Annotated in this window: 18 protein-coding genes; 7 read left to right on the forward strand and 11 right to left on the reverse strand. The window is 68.3% G+C overall.

The window, feature by feature from the left end:
• Positions 1-439 precede the first annotated feature (439 nt).
• Complete coding sequence (locus U4012_RS09420) at positions 440-1,306, forward strand: LysR family transcriptional regulator (RefSeq protein WP_044844964.1); 867 nt, start codon at positions 440-442, stop codon at positions 1,304-1,306.
• A 61-nt stretch (positions 1,307-1,367) separates the two neighbouring features.
• Here the strand turns inward: U4012_RS09420 and U4012_RS09425 are convergent, their stop codons facing one another.
• The 3 genes from U4012_RS09425 to U4012_RS09435 all read right to left on the reverse strand — a co-directional run bounded on the left by U4012_RS09425 (position 1,368) and on the right by U4012_RS09435 (position 4,403).
• A complete protein-coding gene (locus U4012_RS09425; protein ID WP_321797990.1) occupies positions 1,368-1,865 on the reverse strand; it encodes a nuclear transport factor 2 family protein in 498 nt (165 codons plus the stop codon).
• Between the two features lie 65 nt (positions 1,866-1,930).
• Positions 1,931-3,115, reverse strand: coding sequence for an amidohydrolase family protein (locus U4012_RS09430; RefSeq protein ID WP_321797992.1), 1,185 nt, complete (start codon positions 3,113-3,115; stop codon positions 1,931-1,933).
• A gap of 88 nt (positions 3,116-3,203) precedes the next feature.
• Positions 3,204-4,403 (reverse strand): amidohydrolase family protein, encoded by a 1,200-nt coding sequence (locus U4012_RS09435; RefSeq protein WP_321797994.1) that lies wholly within the window; start codon positions 4,401-4,403, stop codon positions 3,204-3,206.
• 451 nt (positions 4,404-4,854) lie between these two features.
• Here U4012_RS09435 and U4012_RS09440 point away from each other — a divergent pair, with 451 nt between their 5' ends.
• From U4012_RS09440 to U4012_RS09450, 3 genes are all read left to right on the forward strand, one after another.
• Positions 4,855-5,469: a glycine zipper 2TM domain-containing protein gene (locus U4012_RS09440; RefSeq protein WP_044844961.1), complete on the forward strand. Its 615-nt coding sequence runs from the start codon at positions 4,855-4,857 to the stop codon at positions 5,467-5,469.
• Between the two features lie 453 nt (positions 5,470-5,922).
• Positions 5,923-6,201 (forward strand): hypothetical protein, encoded by a 279-nt coding sequence (locus U4012_RS09445; protein WP_321797996.1) that lies wholly within the window; start codon positions 5,923-5,925, stop codon positions 6,199-6,201.
• Positions 6,198-6,704, forward strand: a complete 507-nt coding sequence (locus U4012_RS09450) for a GNAT family N-acetyltransferase (protein ID WP_321797998.1) — start codon at positions 6,198-6,200, stop codon at positions 6,702-6,704. Before U4012_RS09445 ends, U4012_RS09450 begins: the two co-directional genes overlap by 4 nt.
• A 58-nt stretch (positions 6,705-6,762) precedes the next feature.
• Here the strand turns inward: U4012_RS09450 and U4012_RS35910 are convergent, their stop codons facing one another.
• Positions 6,763-7,002: a hypothetical protein gene (locus U4012_RS35910; RefSeq protein ID WP_415750367.1), complete on the reverse strand. Its 240-nt coding sequence runs from the start codon at positions 7,000-7,002 to the stop codon at positions 6,763-6,765.
• Positions 7,003-7,282: 280 nt separating this feature from the next.
• Between U4012_RS35910 and U4012_RS09460 the strand changes: the two genes are divergently transcribed.
• Positions 7,283-8,641, forward strand: a complete 1,359-nt coding sequence (locus U4012_RS09460; protein ID WP_321798000.1) for an aspartate aminotransferase family protein — start codon at positions 7,283-7,285, stop codon at positions 8,639-8,641.
• A gap of 163 nt (positions 8,642-8,804) precedes the next feature.
• Here the strand turns inward: U4012_RS09460 and U4012_RS09465 are convergent, their stop codons facing one another.
• The 5 genes from U4012_RS09465 to U4012_RS09485 form a co-directional block, all read right to left on the reverse strand.
• Positions 8,805-10,106, reverse strand: coding sequence for a serine hydrolase (locus tag U4012_RS09465; protein ID WP_321798002.1), 1,302 nt, complete (start codon positions 10,104-10,106; stop codon positions 8,805-8,807).
• The gene (locus tag U4012_RS09470) at positions 10,106-11,305 is read right to left on the reverse strand and encodes a serine hydrolase (protein ID WP_321798004.1); all 1,200 of its coding nucleotides are present in this window, start codon (positions 11,303-11,305) and stop codon (positions 10,106-10,108) included. The genes U4012_RS09465 and U4012_RS09470 overlap by 1 nt, the downstream gene beginning before the upstream one ends.
• A 69-nt stretch (positions 11,306-11,374) precedes the next feature.
• Positions 11,375-12,790 carry a dihydropyrimidinase gene (gene hydA / locus U4012_RS09475; protein ID WP_321798006.1) on the reverse strand — a complete coding sequence of 472 codons (1,416 nt, stop codon included), beginning with the start codon at positions 12,788-12,790 and terminating at the stop codon, positions 11,375-11,377.
• Positions 12,791-12,800: 10 nt separating this feature from the next.
• On the reverse strand, positions 12,801-13,529 hold the full coding sequence (locus U4012_RS09480; RefSeq protein WP_321798009.1) for an aspartate/glutamate racemase family protein: 729 nt from the start codon (positions 13,527-13,529) through the stop codon (positions 12,801-12,803).
• 52 nt (positions 13,530-13,581) lie between these two features.
• Entirely contained in the window at positions 13,582-14,880 is a 1,299-nt protein-coding gene (locus U4012_RS09485) for an MFS transporter (RefSeq protein ID WP_124486017.1), read from the reverse strand.
• 172 nt (positions 14,881-15,052) lie between these two features.
• Between U4012_RS09485 and U4012_RS09490 the strand changes: the two genes are divergently transcribed.
• A complete protein-coding gene (locus tag U4012_RS09490; RefSeq protein ID WP_321798012.1) occupies positions 15,053-15,766 on the forward strand; it encodes a GntR family transcriptional regulator in 714 nt (237 codons plus the stop codon).
• Between the two features lie 60 nt (positions 15,767-15,826).
• On the opposite strand, the gene U4012_RS09495 is transcribed toward U4012_RS09490, so the two are convergent.
• Positions 15,827-17,011, reverse strand: a complete 1,185-nt coding sequence (locus tag U4012_RS09495) for a M20 aminoacylase family protein (protein WP_321798014.1) — start codon at positions 17,009-17,011, stop codon at positions 15,827-15,829.
• Between the two features lie 38 nt (positions 17,012-17,049).
• Positions 17,050-18,348: a PLP-dependent lyase/thiolase gene (locus tag U4012_RS09500; protein ID WP_321798016.1), complete on the reverse strand. Its 1,299-nt coding sequence runs from the start codon at positions 18,346-18,348 to the stop codon at positions 17,050-17,052.
• Between the two features lie 181 nt (positions 18,349-18,529).
• On the opposite strand from U4012_RS09500, the gene U4012_RS09505 reads away from it, so the two are divergent.
• The gene (locus U4012_RS09505) at positions 18,530-19,006 is read left to right on the forward strand and encodes an Lrp/AsnC family transcriptional regulator (RefSeq protein ID WP_044847368.1); all 477 of its coding nucleotides are present in this window, start codon (positions 18,530-18,532) and stop codon (positions 19,004-19,006) included.
• Positions 19,007-19,009 lie beyond the last annotated feature (3 nt).

A 19,009-nucleotide genomic window follows, 5' to 3' on the forward strand; every position in this document is an offset into this window, starting at 1 on the left:
GTGCGGCCGACCAGGAGAATTGGACGGAGAGATCGCCAAAAAAGAGCGATGTAACACGACATATGCAGCAATTTACGGTAATTTTTCTGATGCTCAGGCGTTTACCCGATAATGCGCACAGTCGGCCGAGAGTAGGTTCGATTCGATATCCACAAGCCGTGGCGGTCCAAATTTCACGGTGAATCAGACCGCCACCCATCGCTGGCTGCCGAAAAGCGGCCTTCCGATCTATACCACCTCGACGCTACCGCGCTCCCGCCGCCATCAGGCCGCGCAGCGCCGCCGAGCGTGCCGACGATCGCCATCCGTTTGAAAAGCAGGTCCGCCCGCACAGCCGCGCCGGGTCCGGCGAAACCGCGATTGCCCGCGGTCTCGGGCCATGTTAAAAGTCGTCGCATTCATTTGAAAATGAAATGCCCGAACCCGCAAAAGTGCAGAAATGAATAGACCTTTGTTCGACCTCGACCTGTTGCGCGCGCTCGTGATGGTCGCCGACTGCGGCAGCTTCACGACCGCGTCCGCGCGCCTGCATTCGACGCAGTCGACGGTCAGCCAGAAGGTGCGGCGGCTGGAGGAGATCGCCGGGCATCGCCTGCTCGACCGCGGCACGCGCGACGTGCGGCCGACCGACGCCGGCGTGACGGTGCTCAGCTACGCGCGGCGCATGATCGCGCTGAACGACGAGATGCTGGAAGCGCTGTCGGGCGCGACCGTCGCGCTGACGATCCGGCTCGGCGTGCCCGACGATTTCGCGGCGGGCCGCACGACCCATGCGCTTGCCGCGTTCAAGCGCGATCATCCGCAGGTGAAGCTCGAGGTGACGTGCGGGCTGAGCCGCGACATCTGTGCGGCCTACGATCGCGGCGAGCTCGATCTCGTGCTGATCAAGCAGCGGCGCGACAGCCGCGAGGCGGTGGTGCGCTGGCCGGAGAAACTGCGCTGGATCGACAGCGCGCAGCATCCGACGATCGACCTCGACCCGGTGCCGATCGTCGTGTTCCCGCCGCGCGGGCTTTATCGCGACGACATGATCAAGGCGATCGAGGAACGCGGCCGCCGCTGGCGGATCAGCTTCACGACGTCGAGCCTGAGCGGGATCCAGGCAGCCGTCGCGGACGGGCTCGGCATCAGCGTGCTGCCCGCGCGCGTGGTGACCGACGACCACGTCGTGCTGACCGACGCGCACGGCGGCTTCGCGCCGATCGAGCACATGGACATCGCGATCCTGCATCGGCCGACCGCCGATCCGATGGTCAGCGAACTGACGAAGGCGCTCGCGACGATGCTGGAGCACGAGCAGGAATGAGCGCAGCGATGCGGGCGGGCATCGACCGGGCGGCGGCGCATGTCGAGAAAACCGACGCCCGTCAGAACATCGTGTTCCCGTTCGCCGCCTGCTCCGGCACCGGCTGGTTCACGTCCCAGTGCTCGACGATCTTGCCGTGTTCGAGCCGGAAGATGTCCACGATCGCGCTGCCGCGCGTGCCGGGTTCGCGCACCGCGTGCACGTGCAGGATCACGTAGTCGCCGTCGACGAACGAGCGCTTGATCTCGCTGTGCGACTGCGGATACTTGTCGCGCAGGAACGCGACGAACTTGCGGAAACCGTCGCGGCCGTCGGCCGCGTTCGGGTTGTGCTGCACGTACCGTTCGCCGACGTACGCGAGCGCGGCATCCGCATCCTTCTCGTTCAGGCCTTTCTCGTAGAACGCGAGCACCGTGCGGCGATTCGCTTCCTGCTGCGCGCTGTCCGCACCGCCCGCACCATCCTGGCCGGCCGCCATTGCGTGCGCGGCCGCCGCTGCGAACGTCGCCGCGGCGATCCATCCTGCGGCCCGTGCGGCCATCGTGCGTGTGCGTCGCATCGTCGTCTCCCGGAAGATCAGGCTGAAGGAAGCCCGATCATAACCGGCACGATGCGGCGCCCGGTTCAGACCAGCGCGCCGTCGCGCGCGACGATCTTCCCCGACGACACGACGAGTCGCCGCGTCGGCCGCGCGACGACGGCCTCGGCGAACGTCAGCGCATCGACCAGCACGACGTCCGCGCGCTTGCCTGCTTCCAGACCATAGTCGGCGAAGCCGCAACCGCGTGCCGCACCGTGCGTCACGCAGTCGAGCGCGACTTCGAGCGCGTCGTCGCGGCGGAAATCGTTGCGCATGCCGATCAGCATCGCGCGTTCGAGCATGTCGGGCGAGCCGTACGGCGTCCACGTGTCGCGCACGCCGTCGTTGCCGCCGATCACGGTCACGCCGGCCGCGCGGCACGCAACGACCGACGGCACCGGCACCGCGGCCGGCGCGGTCGTGACGATCGCGACGCCGAGTTCCGCCATCCGCGCGAGCAGCGCGTCGCGCTCGCGCTCGGCGATGTCGCCGAGGCAGAAGCCGTGGCTGATCGTGACCTTGCCCTGCATGCCGAGCGCGGCCGTGCGCTGCAGGATCAGATCGAGCGAGTACGCGCCCATCGATCCGCGTTCGTGCAGATGCAGGTCGAGGCCGCGGCCATGACGCTCTGCGATTCCGAACAGCACGTCGACCGCTTCGACCGGATCGCCTTCGATCGCGCACGGGTCGAGGCCGCCGAGCAGGTCGGCGCCCGCGCCGAGCGCGTCGGACAGCAGCGCGGCCGTGCCGGGCCGCTTGAGCACGCCCGACTGCGGAAACGCGACGATCTGGATCTCCACCTGGCCGCGCAGTGTCTCGCGCGTCGCGAGCACGCCGTGCAGATGGCGCAGCCCGGCTTCGGTGTCGACGTCGACGTGCGTGCGGATGCGCGTCGTGCCGGCCGCGAGGAACGCGCGCGACAGCGCGAGCGACGCGGCGCCCGCGTCATGGCCGCTCGTCGCGCGGTAGTGACGCTCATTCTCGATGCGGTCGACGAGGCGCGGCCCCACCGCGTTGCGATACCACGGCATCCCCCAGTGGGTCTTGTCGAGGTGCGTGTGGCCTTCGACGAGGCCGGGCAGCGCGAGCGCGCCCGCGCCGTCCTCGATCGCGCAGCCGGCGGGCGCGTCGAGCGACGGGCCGACGCGCGCGATGCGCTCGCCGTCGATCAGGATGTCGAGCGCTTCGTCGGCGTGCGTGCGGACGTTGCGGATCAGCAGGTTCGTCATGTCGGTTCCGGTGTGGTCGGTCAATCGGTCAGTCGGTCAGTCAGTACGAAGCAGCCGCGATGCACGCACCGCGACGGCGGTCGGGTCGTCAGCGCGTGAAACGCAGCGCCGGCGCGAACGGCGCGCCGGTGTCGCTTTCGCCGCGCCGGAACACCCAGCGTTCGGCCGGCACGCCGGCGACGGCGGCCGCCGCATTCGGCGCGCGCACCGCGACGAAGCTCGCGTCGCAGCCGACCGCGATGCCGTAGTGCGCGAGGCCGAGCGCGCGCGCGCCGGCGTGCGTCGCCATGTCGAGCGCGATGCCGAGCGCTTCGTCGGTAAAGAAGCCTGAGCGGTAGCCGACCATCATCGCGCGCTGCAGCATGTCGCCGTTGCCGTACGGCCACCACGCGTCGCGAATGTTGTCGTTGCCGGCGAACACGTGGACGCCCGCGTTGCGCAGCTGCTGAACCGGCGGGAATGCGCAGTCGCCCGGCGCGTTGGTCAGGATCGACACGCCGGCGTCGGCGAGTGCGGCGGCCGCGCGCTCGACGTCGCCATGTTCGACCTGGCCGAGCGCATACGCGTGGCTCACGTTCACGCGGCCGCCGAGGCCGGCCGCGCGCGTGCGCGCCGCGATCCGCAGCAGTTGCGCGATGCCGGTCTCGCCCGGTTCGTGCAGGTGGATGTCGATCTTCGCGCCGCGCTTCTCGGCGATGCCGAACACGATGTCGAGCTGGCCGTCCGCGTCGCCGTCGAGCGTCGTCGGGTCGATCCCGCCGACCACGTCCGCGCCTTCGCGCACGGCCGCATCGAGGATCGCGGCGGTGCCCGGGCACGTCACCACGCCGGCCTGCGGAAACGCGACCAGTTCGATGTCGACGATTCCGCGCCACTGTTCGCGCGCGGCCATCACGGCGTGCAGGTTCGACAGGCCGGTCGTCGCGTCGACGTCGACGTGGCTGCGCATCGCGATCGTGCCGAATGCGGCAGCCTGCGCGATCAGCGCATTCGCGCGCTCGACGATCGGCAGCGCAGCCGCGAGCTGGCGCTTCTCGACCACGAGCCGCTCGCGCAGCGAGTCGACCGATTGGTGCGGCACCCAGCGGTCGCCGACGAAACTCTTGTCGAGATGGATGTGGCCGTCGACGAAGCCGGGCAGCACGACGCGGCCGCCGAGGTCGATCGTTTCGGCGCCAGGCGCGGCAGTGCAATCGGCGCCGATCGCGACGAAGCGGCCGTCATGGACGACGAGGTTGACGGGCCGGCCGCCGGCATCGACGGCGTTGGTGAAGAAGCGATCGGTCATGAGTCGGAATGAGTGGGGCGGCCGCTGCGCGACGCCGACGCGGACAGGGGAAGGCACCGCAGCCGGCACGGCGCGACCGTTGGCAGGGATGTGCGGTCACGATATCGGACGGGGCGGCCAGTGGCCAATTAAATGTCGCGATGCCGCGCATTCGATTTCGCGATATGCGGGCGAGCTGCCTGTCGGGCGTGGCGCGAAGATGGGGCGTGATCACCGCGCGGGCGTGCGCCGGTGCCGATCGTCGCGCAATCGGCGCCCTCACGCGGCTGCCGGACGGCGAACCGCATCGTCGAATCTCGGCCGCGCCGCACCGCGATTTGCGCGGCAACAGACTTTACACGTTGTTACCCGGCCGCACCGGACGTGCATCCGCCCTTTCCTTATACTCACGCCGAGTTCGCCACCCGTCCCGGTATTCGTCGGCGAACACGTTGCCGATGCAGGAAACATCATGATGCGCATGCCTTCCACGAAGACCGTTCTGTTCGCCACGCTCGTCGCCGTGGCGGCGCTTCCGCTGACCGCCTGTGTCGCGCCGGGCTACTACGGCGCGCAACCGGGCTATCCGCAGCAGCAGTACGCGACGCCCGGCTACGCGCAGCCCGCGTATTCGCAACCGGGTTACGTGCAGCCGCAGCAGCCGGCCTATCCGAACCAGGCACCGCAGTACGACCAGTACGGCAACCCGCAGCCTTACGGCGGCCAGTACGGCAACGGCTACGGCACGCAATACGGCACCGTCGCGAACATCCAGCCGATCAACGGCTCGGTCGGCACGTCGGGCGTCGCCGGCACCGTCGTCGGTGCGCTGGTCGGCGGCCTGGTGGGCAACCAATTCGGCCGCGGCCACGGCCGCGATGCGGCCACCGTGATCGGCGCGCTCGGCGGCGCCGTCGCCGGCAACCAGATCGGTCAGCAGATGGGCGCGGCCCAACCGCCGAGCAGCTACCGGATCGACGTGCGGGTGAGCGACGGCTCGACGCGCTCGTTCGACGTGCAGTCGCCGGGCGACCTGCGTCCGGGCGATCGTGTGCAGATCAACGGGAATCAGTTGTCGCGGTATTGATGCGGGTCGCATGCGCCTGAGCTGATCGGGTGCATCACACGTGTCGCGCGCACATCAACGTCGCAGAGGCGGTATTGATGCGGGTCGCATGCGCCTGAGTTGATCGGGTGCATCACACGTATCGCGGACACCGCACGTCGCGGAGGCGGTGTCGATGCGGGTCGCATGCGCCTGAGTTGATCGGACGCATCACACGTATCGCGGACACCGCACGTCGCGGAGGCGGTGTCGATGCGGGTCGCATGCGCCTGAGTTGATCGGACGCATCACACGTATCGCGGACACTTCACGTCGCGGACGTATTTCGCGTGCTCAGCGGCGCTTCGGCGCAACAGCGGGCACGCGCTTCACTTCATCTCCCTTCCACGAGTCGGCGCGGCATGCCTGTCGCGCACGGCACTGCGTCGTGACGTTCCTCACGTCGCGCGCCACCCGCGGTCGCGGTCGCATCCAATGCAACGGCAGGTGCGTTCGCATCATCCGGCTCATTTCCGCGTGCATGCGTTCGGCGCCGCGTGCGATTGCCCGCAGACTTCGCGAACGCGCATCGATTCTCCACGCATCATCCCCGCCATCATTCGCGCCTCGGTACAGCGCTTCACGCCTGTCGATGCGGCGTGTCGATCGCACCAGCAAATGCGTGTGTTTCCGATTAGCATGGTCGATGCCCTGCCGCGCACCGCGCCGCAGATTCCGACCTTCCGGCACACCAACGACAACACCGACCGATGATCACGATCCGCCTGCTCGATGCCGCCGACGCGGCGCAATTCCAGTCCGTCCGCCTGCGCGCGGTCGCCACGTCGCCAACTTCGTTCCTGCCGACCCGCGATGAGGAAGCCGGCGTCCCGGTCGACGAATTCGCGACGCGCATCACGCCCACCCACGAGCGCGCCGTGTTCGGCGCATTCGCCGACGCATCGCTCGTCGGCATCACGGGCGTGCGCCGCGACGCGCGCGCCAAGGTCGCGCACAAGGCGACGATCTGGGGCGTGTTCGTCGACCCCGCGTACCGTGGCCGCGGCATTGCGCAATCGCTGCTCGATAGCGCGACCGCGCACGCGGTACAGGCTTGGGAATGCAGGCAACTGATGCTGTGCGTCAACGAGATCAACGGCACCGCGGAACGGCTGTATGCGTCGCAGGGGTTCGTCCGGTTCGGCACGGAACCGCGCTCGCTGTTCGTCGACGGCCGCTTCTACGATGAACACCACATGGTCAAGACGCTCGCATGATGCGTCGCGATCGCATGCATCGGCCGTCCGCACGCGATCGCTCTCCTGCCCCGTCACGTCACCGCGTTTCGCCGATCGTCGTGTTGACCGCCTGACCGCGATCGACACGTTCGTCAGCGTCATCACGCTCACGTTGAACGCATGGATCGGCCCCGGCGACGTGACGGTCGGCGAGCGCGCCGGTCCAGCCGATGAAGGCGCGACGCGAGCGATCGGACGGGTGAAGACGAAGGGCGGCGGCTTGCGGCCGTGGGCGCGACTCCTTCAGCGGTTCAGGTATCGACACGCCGGACGGCATATCTCTACTCATACGTCGTCACACTACATTGCGAAGTCCAGACATGGTCGCCACCGCGTACATGACGGTCGTTTACCCCACTTTTACTGATACCTCACCCCGTATGTGTGCGCACACTCACTTCCTGATCGTTCGACATAGATATCCGTTGTCGTATGTTTATGCGCAAAAACTCCACGTCTGATGGATACACGGTCGAGTCCGAATCGACCGCGCGCATGGAATATGACAAGCTCGCGGAGACCTCACTCTTCCATTCAAACCGTCACAGGAGCCTCAATTGCAGACCCGCCACGGAGTCGACCTCATCCGCGCCCGCGCGCTGTTCGATCGCGAGCGCCGTGCATTCACCGAAGCCATGCCGATCTCCCGCGCGTTGTCCGCGGAAGCGTCCGAGCATTTGCTGTTCGGCGTGCCGCTGCACTGGATGCAGGACTGGTCGACCCCGTTCTCGCTGGTCGTGAAGGAGGCGCGCGGCGCGACCTTCACCGACGTCGACGGTCATCGTTACGCGGACTTCTGTCTCGGCGACACGGGCGCGATGTTCGGCCATGCGCCCGAGCCGGTCGCACGCGCGCTCGCCGAACAGGCGACGCGCGGCTACACGACGATGCTGCCGAGCGAGGACGCCGCCTGGGTGTCGCGCGAACTCGCGCGCCGCTTCAGGCTGCCGGTCTGGCAGTTCGCGCTGAGCGCGAGCGACGCGAATCGCTTCGTGCTGCGCTGGGCGCGCGCGGCCACCGGCCGCAACACGATCGTCGTGTTCAACGGCTGCTATCACGGTACGGTCGACGACGTGTTCGTCGATCTCGTCGACGGCCGCCCGGTGCAGCGCGACAGCCTGCTCGGGCAGTCCTACGACCTGCTCGCGAACACACGCGTGGTCGAGTTCAACGATCTGGCCGCGCTCGAGGCGGCGCTGAAGGATGGCGACGTCGCATGCGTGCTCGCCGAGCCGGCAATGACGAACATCGGGATGGTGCTGCCCGAGCCGGGCTTCTGGGAGGCGGCGCGCGACCTCACGCGCCGCTACGGCACGCTGCTCGTGATCGACGAAACCCACACGATCAGCAGCGGCCCGGGCGGCTACGCGGCCGCGCACGGTCTCGAACCGGACGCGCTGGTGGTCGGCAAGCCGATCGCGGGCGGCGTGCCGTGCGCGGTGTACGGGTTCAGCGCCGACTTCGCGGAACGCGCGAAACAGGCGAAGCTGAGCGCACCGCCCGGCCATTCCGGGATCGGCACGACGCTCACCGCGAACATGCTCGCGATGCATGCGATGCGCGCGACGCTCGCCGACGTCGCGACCGATGCCGCGTATGCGCATATGTTCGCGCTCGCCGCGCGGCTCGCGGCCGGGCTCGAACAGGCGATCGCAAAACACGGGCTGCCGTGGTGCGTGACGCGCATCGGCGCACGCACCGAGTTCCAGTTCACGCCGGTGCCGCCACGCAACGGCACGATCGCGGGCGAGCAGCTCGACAGCGAACTCGAGCACATCGTGCATCTGTATCTGCTGAACCGCGGCGTGCTGATCACGCCGTTCCACAACATGATGCTCGTATGTCCGCAGACGACAGCCGACGATGTCGACACGCTCGTCGCGCAGTTCGACGCGTGCCTGGGTGAACTGGTGTGATGTGAGACACGCGGTGCGTCCGGCTCGCCTGCATCGGGCCGACCGGACGCATGCCCGACGCTACTTCAGCAGATCCGTCGAATCGACCTGCGCGCCCAGCACGCCCACGGAGCGCGCACTCACTTCCGGCTCCACACGCAGCGCCGCACACGTATCGACGCGCCTACTTCGGCAGATCGGTCGGATCGACCTGCGTGCCGGGCACGCCCGCGGTGCGCGCACTCACTTCGAGTTCGTCGCGCAGCGCCGCAAGCGTATCGCCGGTGCCGCCGCCCTGCCCCGACGCCGCACCGCCATCGAGCGCCGGCAGGATGTAACCGTTCACCATCCGCCGGAACAGCTTCACGTTCTCGGCGTCGCGCAGGCCGCCGTCCACCGGCAGCACGCCCGTCATCACGATCACCGTATTGCGCTTCGGCAGCACCGTGATGAATTGCCCCTTGAAGCCCATCGCGTCGAATTCCGGCTCGCTGTCGACGATGTTGTTGATCCACCAGTAGTAGCCGAAGTGCGGCGACACGCGCGGCGCCGTCATCTGCGCGATCCACGCCTGCGGCACCACCTGCCGCCCCTGCCAGCGCCCGCCGTCGAGCACGAGCATGCCGATCTTCGCCATGTCGACGGCACGCAGCCGCAGCCCCCAGCCGGCCGACACGAGCCCCGTGCGGTCCGCACGCTCCCATGCCGCGCGCCTCATGTCGAGCGGGCCGAACAGATTCGTGCGCGCATAGCGCTCGACGGGCTCGCCGGCCGCCGCGCTCAACATCGCCGACGCGAGAATCGGGTTCACGTCGGTGTACTCGAATACGGTGCCCGGCGCGACCTTCGGCGCGGCCGACGCGGCGAGCTTCAGCCGGTCCGGCGCCGTGTAGTAGATCGGATCGTCCTTCGGGCTGAAGTCGTAATGCAGGCCGCTCGACATCGACAGCACGTGTTTCAGCTCGATGCCGCGCTTGTCCGCGAGCGCGCCGCCGAGCTCGGGGCGCCACGCGGCGAGCCGCGCGGCCACCGGCTCGTCGAGCTGCACGGCGCCATGTTCGACCAGGATGCCCGCGACCAGCGACGTCACGGCCTTCGTCACCGAGTACAGCTCGTAGGTCGAGTCGCGCGACGCGTTCGCGCCGTAGCGCTCGAAGATCAGCTTGCCGTCCTTCACGACGAGCAGGCTGTACACGTCGAGCTTCTGCTCGCGGATCCAGCGCGACAGCGCGACGAGCCTGCGCGAATCGACGCCGACGTCTTCGGGCGCGGCCGCCGCGATGCCGGTTTCATGCAGCGGCGGCAGCGGCAACGCGTCGGCCGCGTGCGCCACGGACAGTATCGGTGCCGATGCCGACGCCAGCGCCCCGCCGCCGATCAGCAACGCGGCAACCCGCGCGAGCAGCCGGCGCATGAACGGCGCAGCGGGCCGCCGCGCATCGGAACGCCACGCGGACGAATGGTCGATGAAGTTTGCAATCCTCATCAAATCTCCGGTGCATCGTTGAACGCGGTGGCGGTACCCGGCACCCCCTTCGTCTGCCGGCTGCGCTTGAGTTCGTCGCGCAGCGCCTGCGTGGCTGCCGCGCTTTCGACCGGCGGCCGCGGGGGCGTGAGCGCCGGCAGGATGTAGTCGCCGACCATCCGCCGATAGAGGTTCAGGTAGGTCGCGTCGCGCAAGCCGCCGTCGGTCGGCAGCAGGCTCGTCATCACGACGACCGCGCGCTGCGCGGGCAGCACCGTGATGAACTGGCCCTTGAAGCCCATCGCGCCGAATTCCGGCGTGCCGTGCGCGACGACATGGCCGATCCAGCAGTAGTAGCCGTAGTCGGCCGCGGCCGGCGATGGCGTCGTCATCTGCCGGACCCAGCCGGCCGGCACGACCTGCTTGCCGTTCCAGCGGCCGTTGTCGAGCAGCAGCATGCCGATCTTCGCCATGTCGACGGCGCGCAGCCGCAGGCCCCAGCCGCCCGCCACCGCGCCGGTGCCGTCGGCGCCGCTCCAGCGGTAGTGCGCGAAGCCGAGAGGCTCGAACAGCCGCTTGCGCGCGAAGTCGTCCTCGCGCTCGCCCGCGGCGATCGACACGGCCGTGCCGACCAGCACCGGGTTCACGTCGATGTAGTCGAAATGCGTGCCGGGCGGCTGCGCGGCACGGCTCGTCACGGCAACCTGCAGCCGGTCGGGCGCGTCGTAGTACAGCGGATCGGTGCCTTCGCGCGTCGTGTAGCGCAACCCGCTCGACATCGACATCAGGTGCCGCAGCTCGATATCCTGCTTGTCCGCGAGTTCGCTCGCGAGATCGGGCCGCGCGGCCGCGATCAGCGGCGCGACCTTCGTCGACGGGCCGAGCTTGCCTTCGCCGTCGAGAATGCCGGCGAGCAGCGCGGTGATCGTCTTCGTCACCGAATACAGCTCGTAGTTGTTGTCGCGCGTGAGGCCGTCGCCGTAGCGCTCGAACACGATCTTGCCGTCCTTCACGACGACGAGGCTGCGCACGTCCATCCGGTCGCGGCGCAGCCATTCGGACAGCCGCACGAGCGGCGCCGAATCGACGCCGGCCGCTTCGGGCACGACGCTCGGCGGGTCCTGCGGCGCGCCGCCGGCAGCCAGCGCCGGACCGCCGCCGCATGACCCGGCGACGATCGCCGCGGCCGCGAGGCCGCGCATTGCGAGGGAAACGCTCATCGTAGCTCCTGTTGAAACGGCGCCCGCCGCGTCGCGCGGGCGCTCACATCGCAATCGCATCGCGCGACGTCAGTCGAGGCACGGCTTGCCGGCCGGCACGAACTGCCCGCGCCCCGGCTCCGCCGCGAGCAGCCGGCCGTCCTCGACGAGCAGCTCGCCGCGCGACAGGCAATGACGCGGCCAGCCCGTCACCTCGATCCCTTCATAAGGCGTGTAGTCGACCGCATGATGCAGCGACGCGTTCGCGATCCGCACACGTTTGTCCGGATCCCACACGACGATATCCGCATCGGCGCCGACCGCGATCGTCCCCTTGCGCGGATACAACCCGTACAGCTTCGCGGGCCGCAGCGACGTCAGCTCGACGAACTGGTGCAGCGACAGATTCCCCTTGCGCACGCCATCGAACAGCAGCGGCAGCCGCGTCTCGAGCCCCGGAATCCCGTTCGGGATATGGTCGAACGAGACGGCCTGCCCGCCCGGATGCTTGCCGCACGGATCGTCGTAGTTGAACGGTGCGTGATCGGACGAGAATACCGAGAACACGCCCTGCTTCAGCGCCTTCCACACCGCCTGCTGGTTGGCCGGATCGCGCGGCGGCGGGCTGCATACGCATTTCGCGCCTTCGTAGCCGTCGTGACCGTGATGACCGAGATCGGCGGCCGTCAGATACAGGTACTGCGGGCAGGTTTCGGCCAGGATCGGCAGGCCGCGCGATTGTCCCCAGCGGATCTGCTCGATCGCCTCGGCGCCCGACACGTGCACGATCAGGATCGGCACGTCCACGAGTTCCGCGAACGCGATCGCGCGATGCGTCGCCTCGCGCTCGACCACGGCCGGCCGCGCGTGCGCATGAAAATGCGGCGCGACGTGGCCGTCGCCGAGCAGCCGCTCGGTCAGCCAGCCGATGCAGTCCGAATTCTCCGCATGCACCATCACGAGCGCACCGTGCTCGCGCGCGACCGACAGCACGTCGAGCATCTGCCGATCGTTCAGCTTCAGGTCGTCGTAGGTCATGTACACCTTGAACGACGTGTAGCCGTTCGAGATCAGCCGCGGCAGCTCCTCGGCCAGCACGTGCGGCGTCGGATCGGCGACGATCAGGTGAAAACCATAGTCGATCAGCGCGCGCCCTTCCGCGCGCCGGTGATAGTCGTCGACGGCCGCCTGCAGCGACTGCCCCTTCGCCTGCGCGGCGAACGGCACGACGGTGGTCGTGCCGCCGCACAGCGCGGAGCGCGTGCCGGACAGGAAATCGTCGGCCATCTTCAGCCCGTCGGGCATCGGCTGGTCGAGGTGGCAGTGCGCATCGACGCCGCCCGGCATCACGAGCATGCCGCTCGCATCGAGCTCGCGCGGCGCGCGCGGCAGCCCGTGGCCGAGCATGGCCACACGCCCCGCGCGGATGCCGATGTCGCACGAGAACCGGTCCGCCGCCGTCACGACGTCCGCGTGACGGATCACGAAATCGAGATCGTTCGACATGACGCGCGCCTCAGATCACGTCGCTGAAGAGACGCCCCCAGCCTTTCACCTGCCGCGTGTCGTAGTCGGCGAGCTGCAGCGACTTCCACACGACGGTCGAGATCGTGTCGTAGATCGGAATGCCCGTCTCTTCCTCGAGCGCCGGCACCAGGTGCGCGGCGTTCAGGTTCGTGCAGAAGATCGAGATCGCGCGCGGGCCGGCCTTCGCCACTTCGCGCACCATCCCGCCGATCTGGTCGCCCGTCACTTCGGAGAACGAGAAATTGACCTTCAGGTTCAGGTGGCGCTCGGCGATGCAGTTCAGCCCCGAGCGGCGATAGTTGTCGACGATCTTCGTCTGCACGTCGTCGAGATACGGCGTGACGAGGCCGAACTCGTGCGCGTTCGTCTTCTTCAGGATCTCGTTGAGCGCGAGCACCGACGTCGTGGCCGGAATGCCGGTCGCTTCGGTGATGCGCTCGCACAGCCGCTCGTCGGCCTCGAAGCCGAGCCAGCCGGACGACGTGCCGTTCCATGCGATCACGTCGACCTTCGCGTCCGCGAGCAGCATCGCGGCCTGGATGATCTTGTCGTCGTCGAACTGGCCGAGCGCCTGGCCCGTCAGCGAGATTTCGGTGACGGGAAAGCGCGCGAAGTGCGCGGACACGCCCGGCAGGCCGGCGACCATCGCGCTCGTCAGCGGTTCGAGCGACGTGTTGGACGAAGGGGTGAGCATGCCGAGCAGGGTACGTTTCTTCATGATGGGTTTTCTCTCTACCAATGAATGCAGTCGATGCAGTGAAAGGGGTCGGTCAGACGGGGAGCTTGTTTTCGTAGTCGATCGCGCTGGAGCACACGAACAGGCCGACGCCGGCCGCCGCGAACACCATCAGCGCAAGGAAGTAGGAACCGGTGAACTGCACGATCGCGCCGACGAGGATCGGCACGGTGATGCCGCCGATGTTGCCGCCGAGGTTCATGAGGCCGCCGAGGAAGCCGATCTTGTTGCGTGTGCCGAGCGACGACGGGATGCACCAGTACAGCCCGCACCAGCGCAGGAAGAACAGCGTCGTCGACAGCAGCGCGACGCACACGACCGGGCTCTTCACGTAGGCGACGGAAAAGATCGACACGGTCGCGATCACCGCGGCGATGCCGAACAGCGTGCGCATCACGACGTTCGGACGCCCGCCCGCGGCTTTCCACTTGTCGGCGATCCAGCCGCCGAGCAGCTCGCCGACGAAGCCGCAGAAAAAGATGATGAAGGTCGACCCGCCCATCTGCTTGATGTCGAAGCCGTGCACCTTGTGCAGGTAGTTCGGCATCCACGTGAGCAGCCCGTAGAACACGCTGTTGAAGCACATCCAGCCGAAGAACATGCACCACACCGAGCGGTACTTGAAGAAGTCGCGCGAGCGCCCCGATGCACCGGCCGGCTCGGCCGCGAGGTCGCTCGCGTGCGACGCCTCGATGTAGTCGGCCTCGAGATCGTTGACGCCCGGATGCTCGCGCGGCGTGTTGCGGATGTAGTACCACGCGAGGAAACCGGCCAGCACGGTGCCGACGCCGGCCACCGCGAACGCGAGCCGCCACGAGCCGAGCAGCGCGATCAGGCCGGCGATCAGCACCGCGCCCAGGGCCGCGCCGAGCGGCGCGCCGCCGTCGAGCAGCGTGGCGCCGCGGCCGCGCTCGGTCTGCGTCATCCAGATCGCGTTGAGCTTGCCGCCGGCCGGATAGATCGGCGCTTCTGATGCGCCGAGGCCGAGGCGCGTGAGCAGCAGCGACGGCGCGTTCGTGCACAGCGCGGCGATCGCCTGGAAGAAGCCCCAGAACACGGTCGCCGTCGCGATCACGATGCGCGGCTTGAACCGGTCGGCCAGCATCCCGCCCGGGATCTGCATCACCGCATAGGTCCAGAAAAATGAACTGAGGATCAGGCCCTCCATTGCCGGCCCGATCTTGAACTCCTGCGAGATGTAAGGCATGGCGACGGACAGCGACGCGCGATCGACGTAGTTGATCGCGATGAGGCTCAGCATGACGACGAATATCTTCCAGCGGACGGCGGACTTGCCGACCGTCAGGGCAGCGACACCGGAGGTTGAAGACATGAACGGACTCCAGGGATGAACGAGGATGGTCAGGACGTCGCGCAACGTTGAGCCGAGTATAGGATTAGAAATTTATAATTACCGTTATCGTAAACGCTTGGTTTAATTGAATTTGTTTTATCACTATCGTGGTGCAGGGTAAGCCCCGATATCGTGATAAGCTTGCGCCATCATGAGCCAGACACCCCGCAATCCCCTGCTTCTGCGCACGCGCGGCATGGCCGCGGAGATCGCCGCGCGCCTGCGCGTGATGATCGACGAGGGCGAACTGCCGCCCGGCGCGCGGATCGACGAAAAGGAACTGAGCCTCGCGTTCGACGTGTCGAAGACGCCGCTGCGCGAAGCGCTGAAGGTGCTCGTCGCGGAAGGCGCCGTCACGCATCGCCAGTACATCGGCTATCGCGTCGCGTCGATCGACGTCGACGATCTCGTGTCGACGTTCGAGCTGCTGCACGGGCTCGAGGCGATGGCGGGCGAATTGCTGCGCAAGCGGATCGGCACGTCGACGCTCGCCGCGCTGCAGGCGAAGCACCGGCGGATGGTCGAGTGTCACGAGGCCGGCAAGCGGGTCGAGTATTTCCGGCTGAACCAGCAGATTCATCAGATGATCATCGACGCGGCCGGCAACCCCGTGCTGTCGGGCATCTATGCGTCGCTGATGTCGAAGGTGCACCGCGCGCGCGGCGCCGCGAACGCGGACACGCTGCGCTGGGCCGAATCGCTGCACGAGCACGAAGCGATCATGGCCGCGCTCGCCGATCCCGACCACGCGCGGCTGCCGCAGGTGCTGCGCAGCCATTCGGAGAACACCGCGCGCGAAGTGCTGGCGATTCTCGATCGCACCGGCACGGCCGACGTGTCGGCCAGGCGGGCGGCCGAAGCGTAACGGCCTGCCGGGCGAACCGGACGCGTAGCGGGTGCCTGCGAACAGACCGTCGGAGGCCTGCTACGCCGCCTTCAACGCCCGCCGCGCCACCTCCGCGAAATACCGCGCGCCGACCGGCAGAATCTCGTCGTTGAAATCGTACGCCGCGTTGTGCAGCGGCACCCCGCCGCGCGCGGCCGCTTCGCCGTTGCCGATGAACACGAAGTTGCCGGGCACCGCCTGCAGGAACGCGCCGAAGTCTTCCGAGATCATCATCGGCTGCACGTCGGCGTTCACCGCGTCGGCGCCCGCGACGTGCGTCGCAGCCTGCACGGCCGTGTCGACCCATTCCGGGGAATTCACCGTCGGCGCGAACTCGTGCGTGTATTCGAACGTGCACGCCGCACCGTGCGTGCGGCAGATCCCTTCGCTGATCTCGCGCATCCGCGTTTCGAGCAGCGTTTGCACGTCGCGCGCATAGCTGCGCGTGTCGCCCTTGATCGTCACCGTCGACGGCAGCACGTTGCGCAGCCCGTCGGTGATGAACTCCGTGCACGAGATCACCGCCTGCCGGCCCGGATCGAGATTGCGCGACACGATCGTCTGCAGCGCGAGCACGATCTGCGAGCCGATCACGATCGGATCGATGCCCATGTGCGGGCGCGCCGCATGCGTGCCGCGCCCGTCGATCCGGATCACGAAGTTGTCCTCGCTCGCCATGATGCCGCCCGCGCGCGTCGCGAACGTGCCGGCGCGCATGCCCGGCATGTTGTGCGCGCCGAAGATCGCATCGACCGGGAAACGCTCGAACAGCCCGTCGGCCATCATCGCCTTCGCGCCGCGGCCATGTTCCTCGGCCGGCTGGAAGATGAAGCGCACCGTGCCGTCGAAGTCCTTGCGCTCGGCCAGCAGTTGCGCGGCGCCGAGCACCATCGACATGTGGCCGTCGTGCCCGCACGCGTGCATCTTGCCCGGCGTGCGCGACGCATGTTCGCGGCCCGGCGCGTGCTCGGCGATGTTCAGCGCGTCCATGTCCGCGCGGATGCCGATCGCGCGCGTGCCGGTGCCGACCGTCAGGTTCGCCACCAGCCCCGTGCCGCCGATCCCGCGCTGCACGTCGAGCCCGAGCGTCGTCAGGATCCGCGCGACGTAGTCCGACGTGTTCACTTCCTCGAAACCCGTCTCCGGGTGCTGGTGCAGATGCCGGCGCCAGGTTTTCAGCCGGCCCTGCAGCGTGCTTTCCGCCATTGCGTCCAGTGCGTCCATCGTGCTTGCCTCGTCGGTCGTCAGGTCGTTCGGGTCGCTCAGGCTTCCGCTGCCGCGCGGGTCCGCGTCAGCCAGTCGCGCTGGCGCGCCAGCACCGCGTCGGCCGCCTCGCCGACACACTGCCGGTAGACGCTCGGTGCGGTCGCGCCTTCCGTGTTGATCGCCAGCACGCGCGCGTTCGCGTCGAGCCCCGCCTGCCGCGCCAGCGCCGGGTCGCGCATCAGCACGGTCAGCCCCGCGATGCCCGCCGCGCCCGACTCGCCGGACACGAACGGCACGTCGCGTTCGCTGCCGGCGGCCAGCGCGCGCATCGCCTGCACCGCGTCGTCGTCGTCGATCAGCATGAAGTGATCGATGCTCGGCTCGAGAAAGTCCCACGCGAGCGGCGACGCCTCGCCGCACGCGAGCCCCGCCATCACCGAGTCGACGCTGCCGGTCGCCTTCGTCGCGCGCCCGGCGAGCGCGCTCTGGTACAGGCAATCGGCCTGGCGCGGCTCGACGACGATGAAATGCGGCCGCCGTGCGCCGGCATGCTCCCACAGATAGCTCGCGACACCGGCCGCAAGGCCGCCGACGCCGCCCTGCAGGAACACGTGCGTGAACGGCCGGTTATCGCCGCTGCCGCTGCCGCTGCCATCGCCATCGCCATCGCCATCGCCATCGCCGAGGTTGCCCTCTCCCGCCGCCTGCGCGAGCGCCTCGGCCGCGATCACGCCGTAGCCCTGCATCACGTCGCGCGGAATCGCCTCGTAGCCGTCGTACGACGTATCCGACACCACGTGCCAGCCGTTCGCGTCCGCGAGCTGCGCGGCGTGCACGACCGATTCGTCGTAGTTGCCGGCGATCCGCACGATCCGTGCGCCGTGCGCGGCGATCGCATGCTCGCGCTCCGCGTCGACGTGCGCGTGCAGCACGATCACGCAGCGGCAGCCGATCGCGCGCGCGGCTGCAGCCAATGCGCGGCCGTGATTGCCGTCGGTTGCGCTGATCACCGTCAGGTCGGCCAGCGACGCCGCGTAGCGGCCCGTGACGAGCCCCTGCGGATCGAGCGCCTCGTTGCGCCGCAACCGCTTCACGAGCCGCATCAGCGCGATCGGCGCGCCGAGCGCCTTGAAGCTGCCGAGCGGCGAACGGCACGCTTCGTCCTTCACGCTGATGCTCGCGACGCCGAGCCGCGCGGCCAGATCGGGCAGCGCACGCAACGGCGTGCGGGCCGCGCCGACGAGCGGCCAGTGCGCGAGCCACGCGCCGCTCTCGTCTGCCGCGGCGATGTTCATGATGCGGCGCAGCGTGTCGGGATAGTCGGTGCGCGACGCGCGGGGATTGGCGATCAGCATGGCGGGAAGGGCTCCGGAAATGGGCCGCGCGGGCGGCCCGGCGGTGGATGCGGTGCGGGCGCATACGGGTTGCGCACGCCGTCGGTCCGAAAAATAATATTGCGCATCCCGGTCAACAAAATCGCCAAATCGGCGCTCCGGACGCAAAAATTTCTCATTCTTTCGAGGCTGCCGCACCATCATGCCCACCCCACTCGATGCATTCGATCGCAAGCTGCTGATGGAAGTCCAGCGCGACGCGCACACGCCGCAGACCGAACTCGGCGCCCGCGTGAACCTGTCGACCGCCGCCGTGAACCGCCGCCTGCGGCGGCTCGCGGAAGACGGCGTGATCGAGCGCTACACGGCGGTCGTCGCGCCGGAGAAGGTCGATCATCCGCTGACGATCGTCGTGAACGTGGAGGTCGAGCGCGAGCAGATCGACCAGCTCGACGCGATGAAGCGGACCTTCGAGCGGTGCCCGCAGATCCAGCAGTGCTACTACGTGACCGGGGAATGGGATTTCGTGCTGATCCTCGCCGTGCGCAACATGGATCAGTACAACGCGCTCACGCGCGAGCTGTTCTTCGCGAACAACAACGTGAAGCGCTTCAAGACGCTGGTGAGCATGAGCCGCGTGAAGGTCGGGCTCGAGGTGCCGGTGGATCCCGGCGAGTGACGC

The organism is Burkholderia sp. BCC1988, from assembly GCF_905339895.1.
In the GTDB taxonomy this organism is placed as follows: domain Bacteria; phylum Pseudomonadota; class Gammaproteobacteria; order Burkholderiales; family Burkholderiaceae; genus Burkholderia.

Excerpts from the sequence above, each read along its gene's own strand:
- U4012_RS09420 (WP_044844964.1), top strand. The coding sequence starts at position 440 with ATGAATAGACCTTTGTTCGACCTCGACCTGTTGCGCGCGCTCGTGATG.
- U4012_RS09425 (WP_321797990.1), bottom strand. The coding sequence starts at position 1,865 with ATGCGACGCACACGCACGATGGCCGCACGGGCCGCAGGATGGATCGCC.
- U4012_RS09430 (WP_321797992.1), bottom strand. The coding sequence starts at position 3,115 with ATGACGAACCTGCTGATCCGCAACGTCCGCACGCACGCCGACGAAGCG.
- U4012_RS09435 (WP_321797994.1), bottom strand. The coding sequence starts at position 4,403 with ATGACCGATCGCTTCTTCACCAACGCCGTCGATGCCGGCGGCCGGCCC.
- U4012_RS09440 (WP_044844961.1), top strand. The coding sequence starts at position 4,855 with ATGATGCGCATGCCTTCCACGAAGACCGTTCTGTTCGCCACGCTCGTC.
- U4012_RS09445 (WP_321797996.1), top strand. The coding sequence starts at position 5,923 with ATGCAACGGCAGGTGCGTTCGCATCATCCGGCTCATTTCCGCGTGCAT.
- U4012_RS09450 (WP_321797998.1), top strand. The coding sequence starts at position 6,198 with ATGATCACGATCCGCCTGCTCGATGCCGCCGACGCGGCGCAATTCCAG.
- U4012_RS35910 (WP_415750367.1), bottom strand. The coding sequence starts at position 7,002 with ATGCCGTCCGGCGTGTCGATACCTGAACCGCTGAAGGAGTCGCGCCCA.
- U4012_RS09465 (WP_321798002.1), bottom strand. The coding sequence starts at position 10,106 with ATGAGGATTGCAAACTTCATCGACCATTCGTCCGCGTGGCGTTCCGAT.
- U4012_RS09470 (WP_321798004.1), bottom strand. The coding sequence starts at position 11,305 with ATGAGCGTTTCCCTCGCAATGCGCGGCCTCGCGGCCGCGGCGATCGTC.
- hydA (WP_321798006.1), bottom strand. The coding sequence starts at position 12,790 with ATGTCGAACGATCTCGATTTCGTGATCCGTCACGCGGACGTCGTGACG.
- U4012_RS09480 (WP_321798009.1), bottom strand. The coding sequence starts at position 13,529 with ATGAAGAAACGTACCCTGCTCGGCATGCTCACCCCTTCGTCCAACACG.
- U4012_RS09485 (WP_124486017.1), bottom strand. The coding sequence starts at position 14,880 with ATGTCTTCAACCTCCGGTGTCGCTGCCCTGACGGTCGGCAAGTCCGCC.
- U4012_RS09490 (WP_321798012.1), top strand. The coding sequence starts at position 15,053 with ATGAGCCAGACACCCCGCAATCCCCTGCTTCTGCGCACGCGCGGCATG.
- U4012_RS09495 (WP_321798014.1), bottom strand. The coding sequence starts at position 17,011 with ATGGACGCACTGGACGCAATGGCGGAAAGCACGCTGCAGGGCCGGCTG.
- U4012_RS09500 (WP_321798016.1), bottom strand. The coding sequence starts at position 18,348 with ATGCTGATCGCCAATCCCCGCGCGTCGCGCACCGACTATCCCGACACG.
- U4012_RS09505 (WP_044847368.1), top strand. The coding sequence starts at position 18,530 with ATGCCCACCCCACTCGATGCATTCGATCGCAAGCTGCTGATGGAAGTC.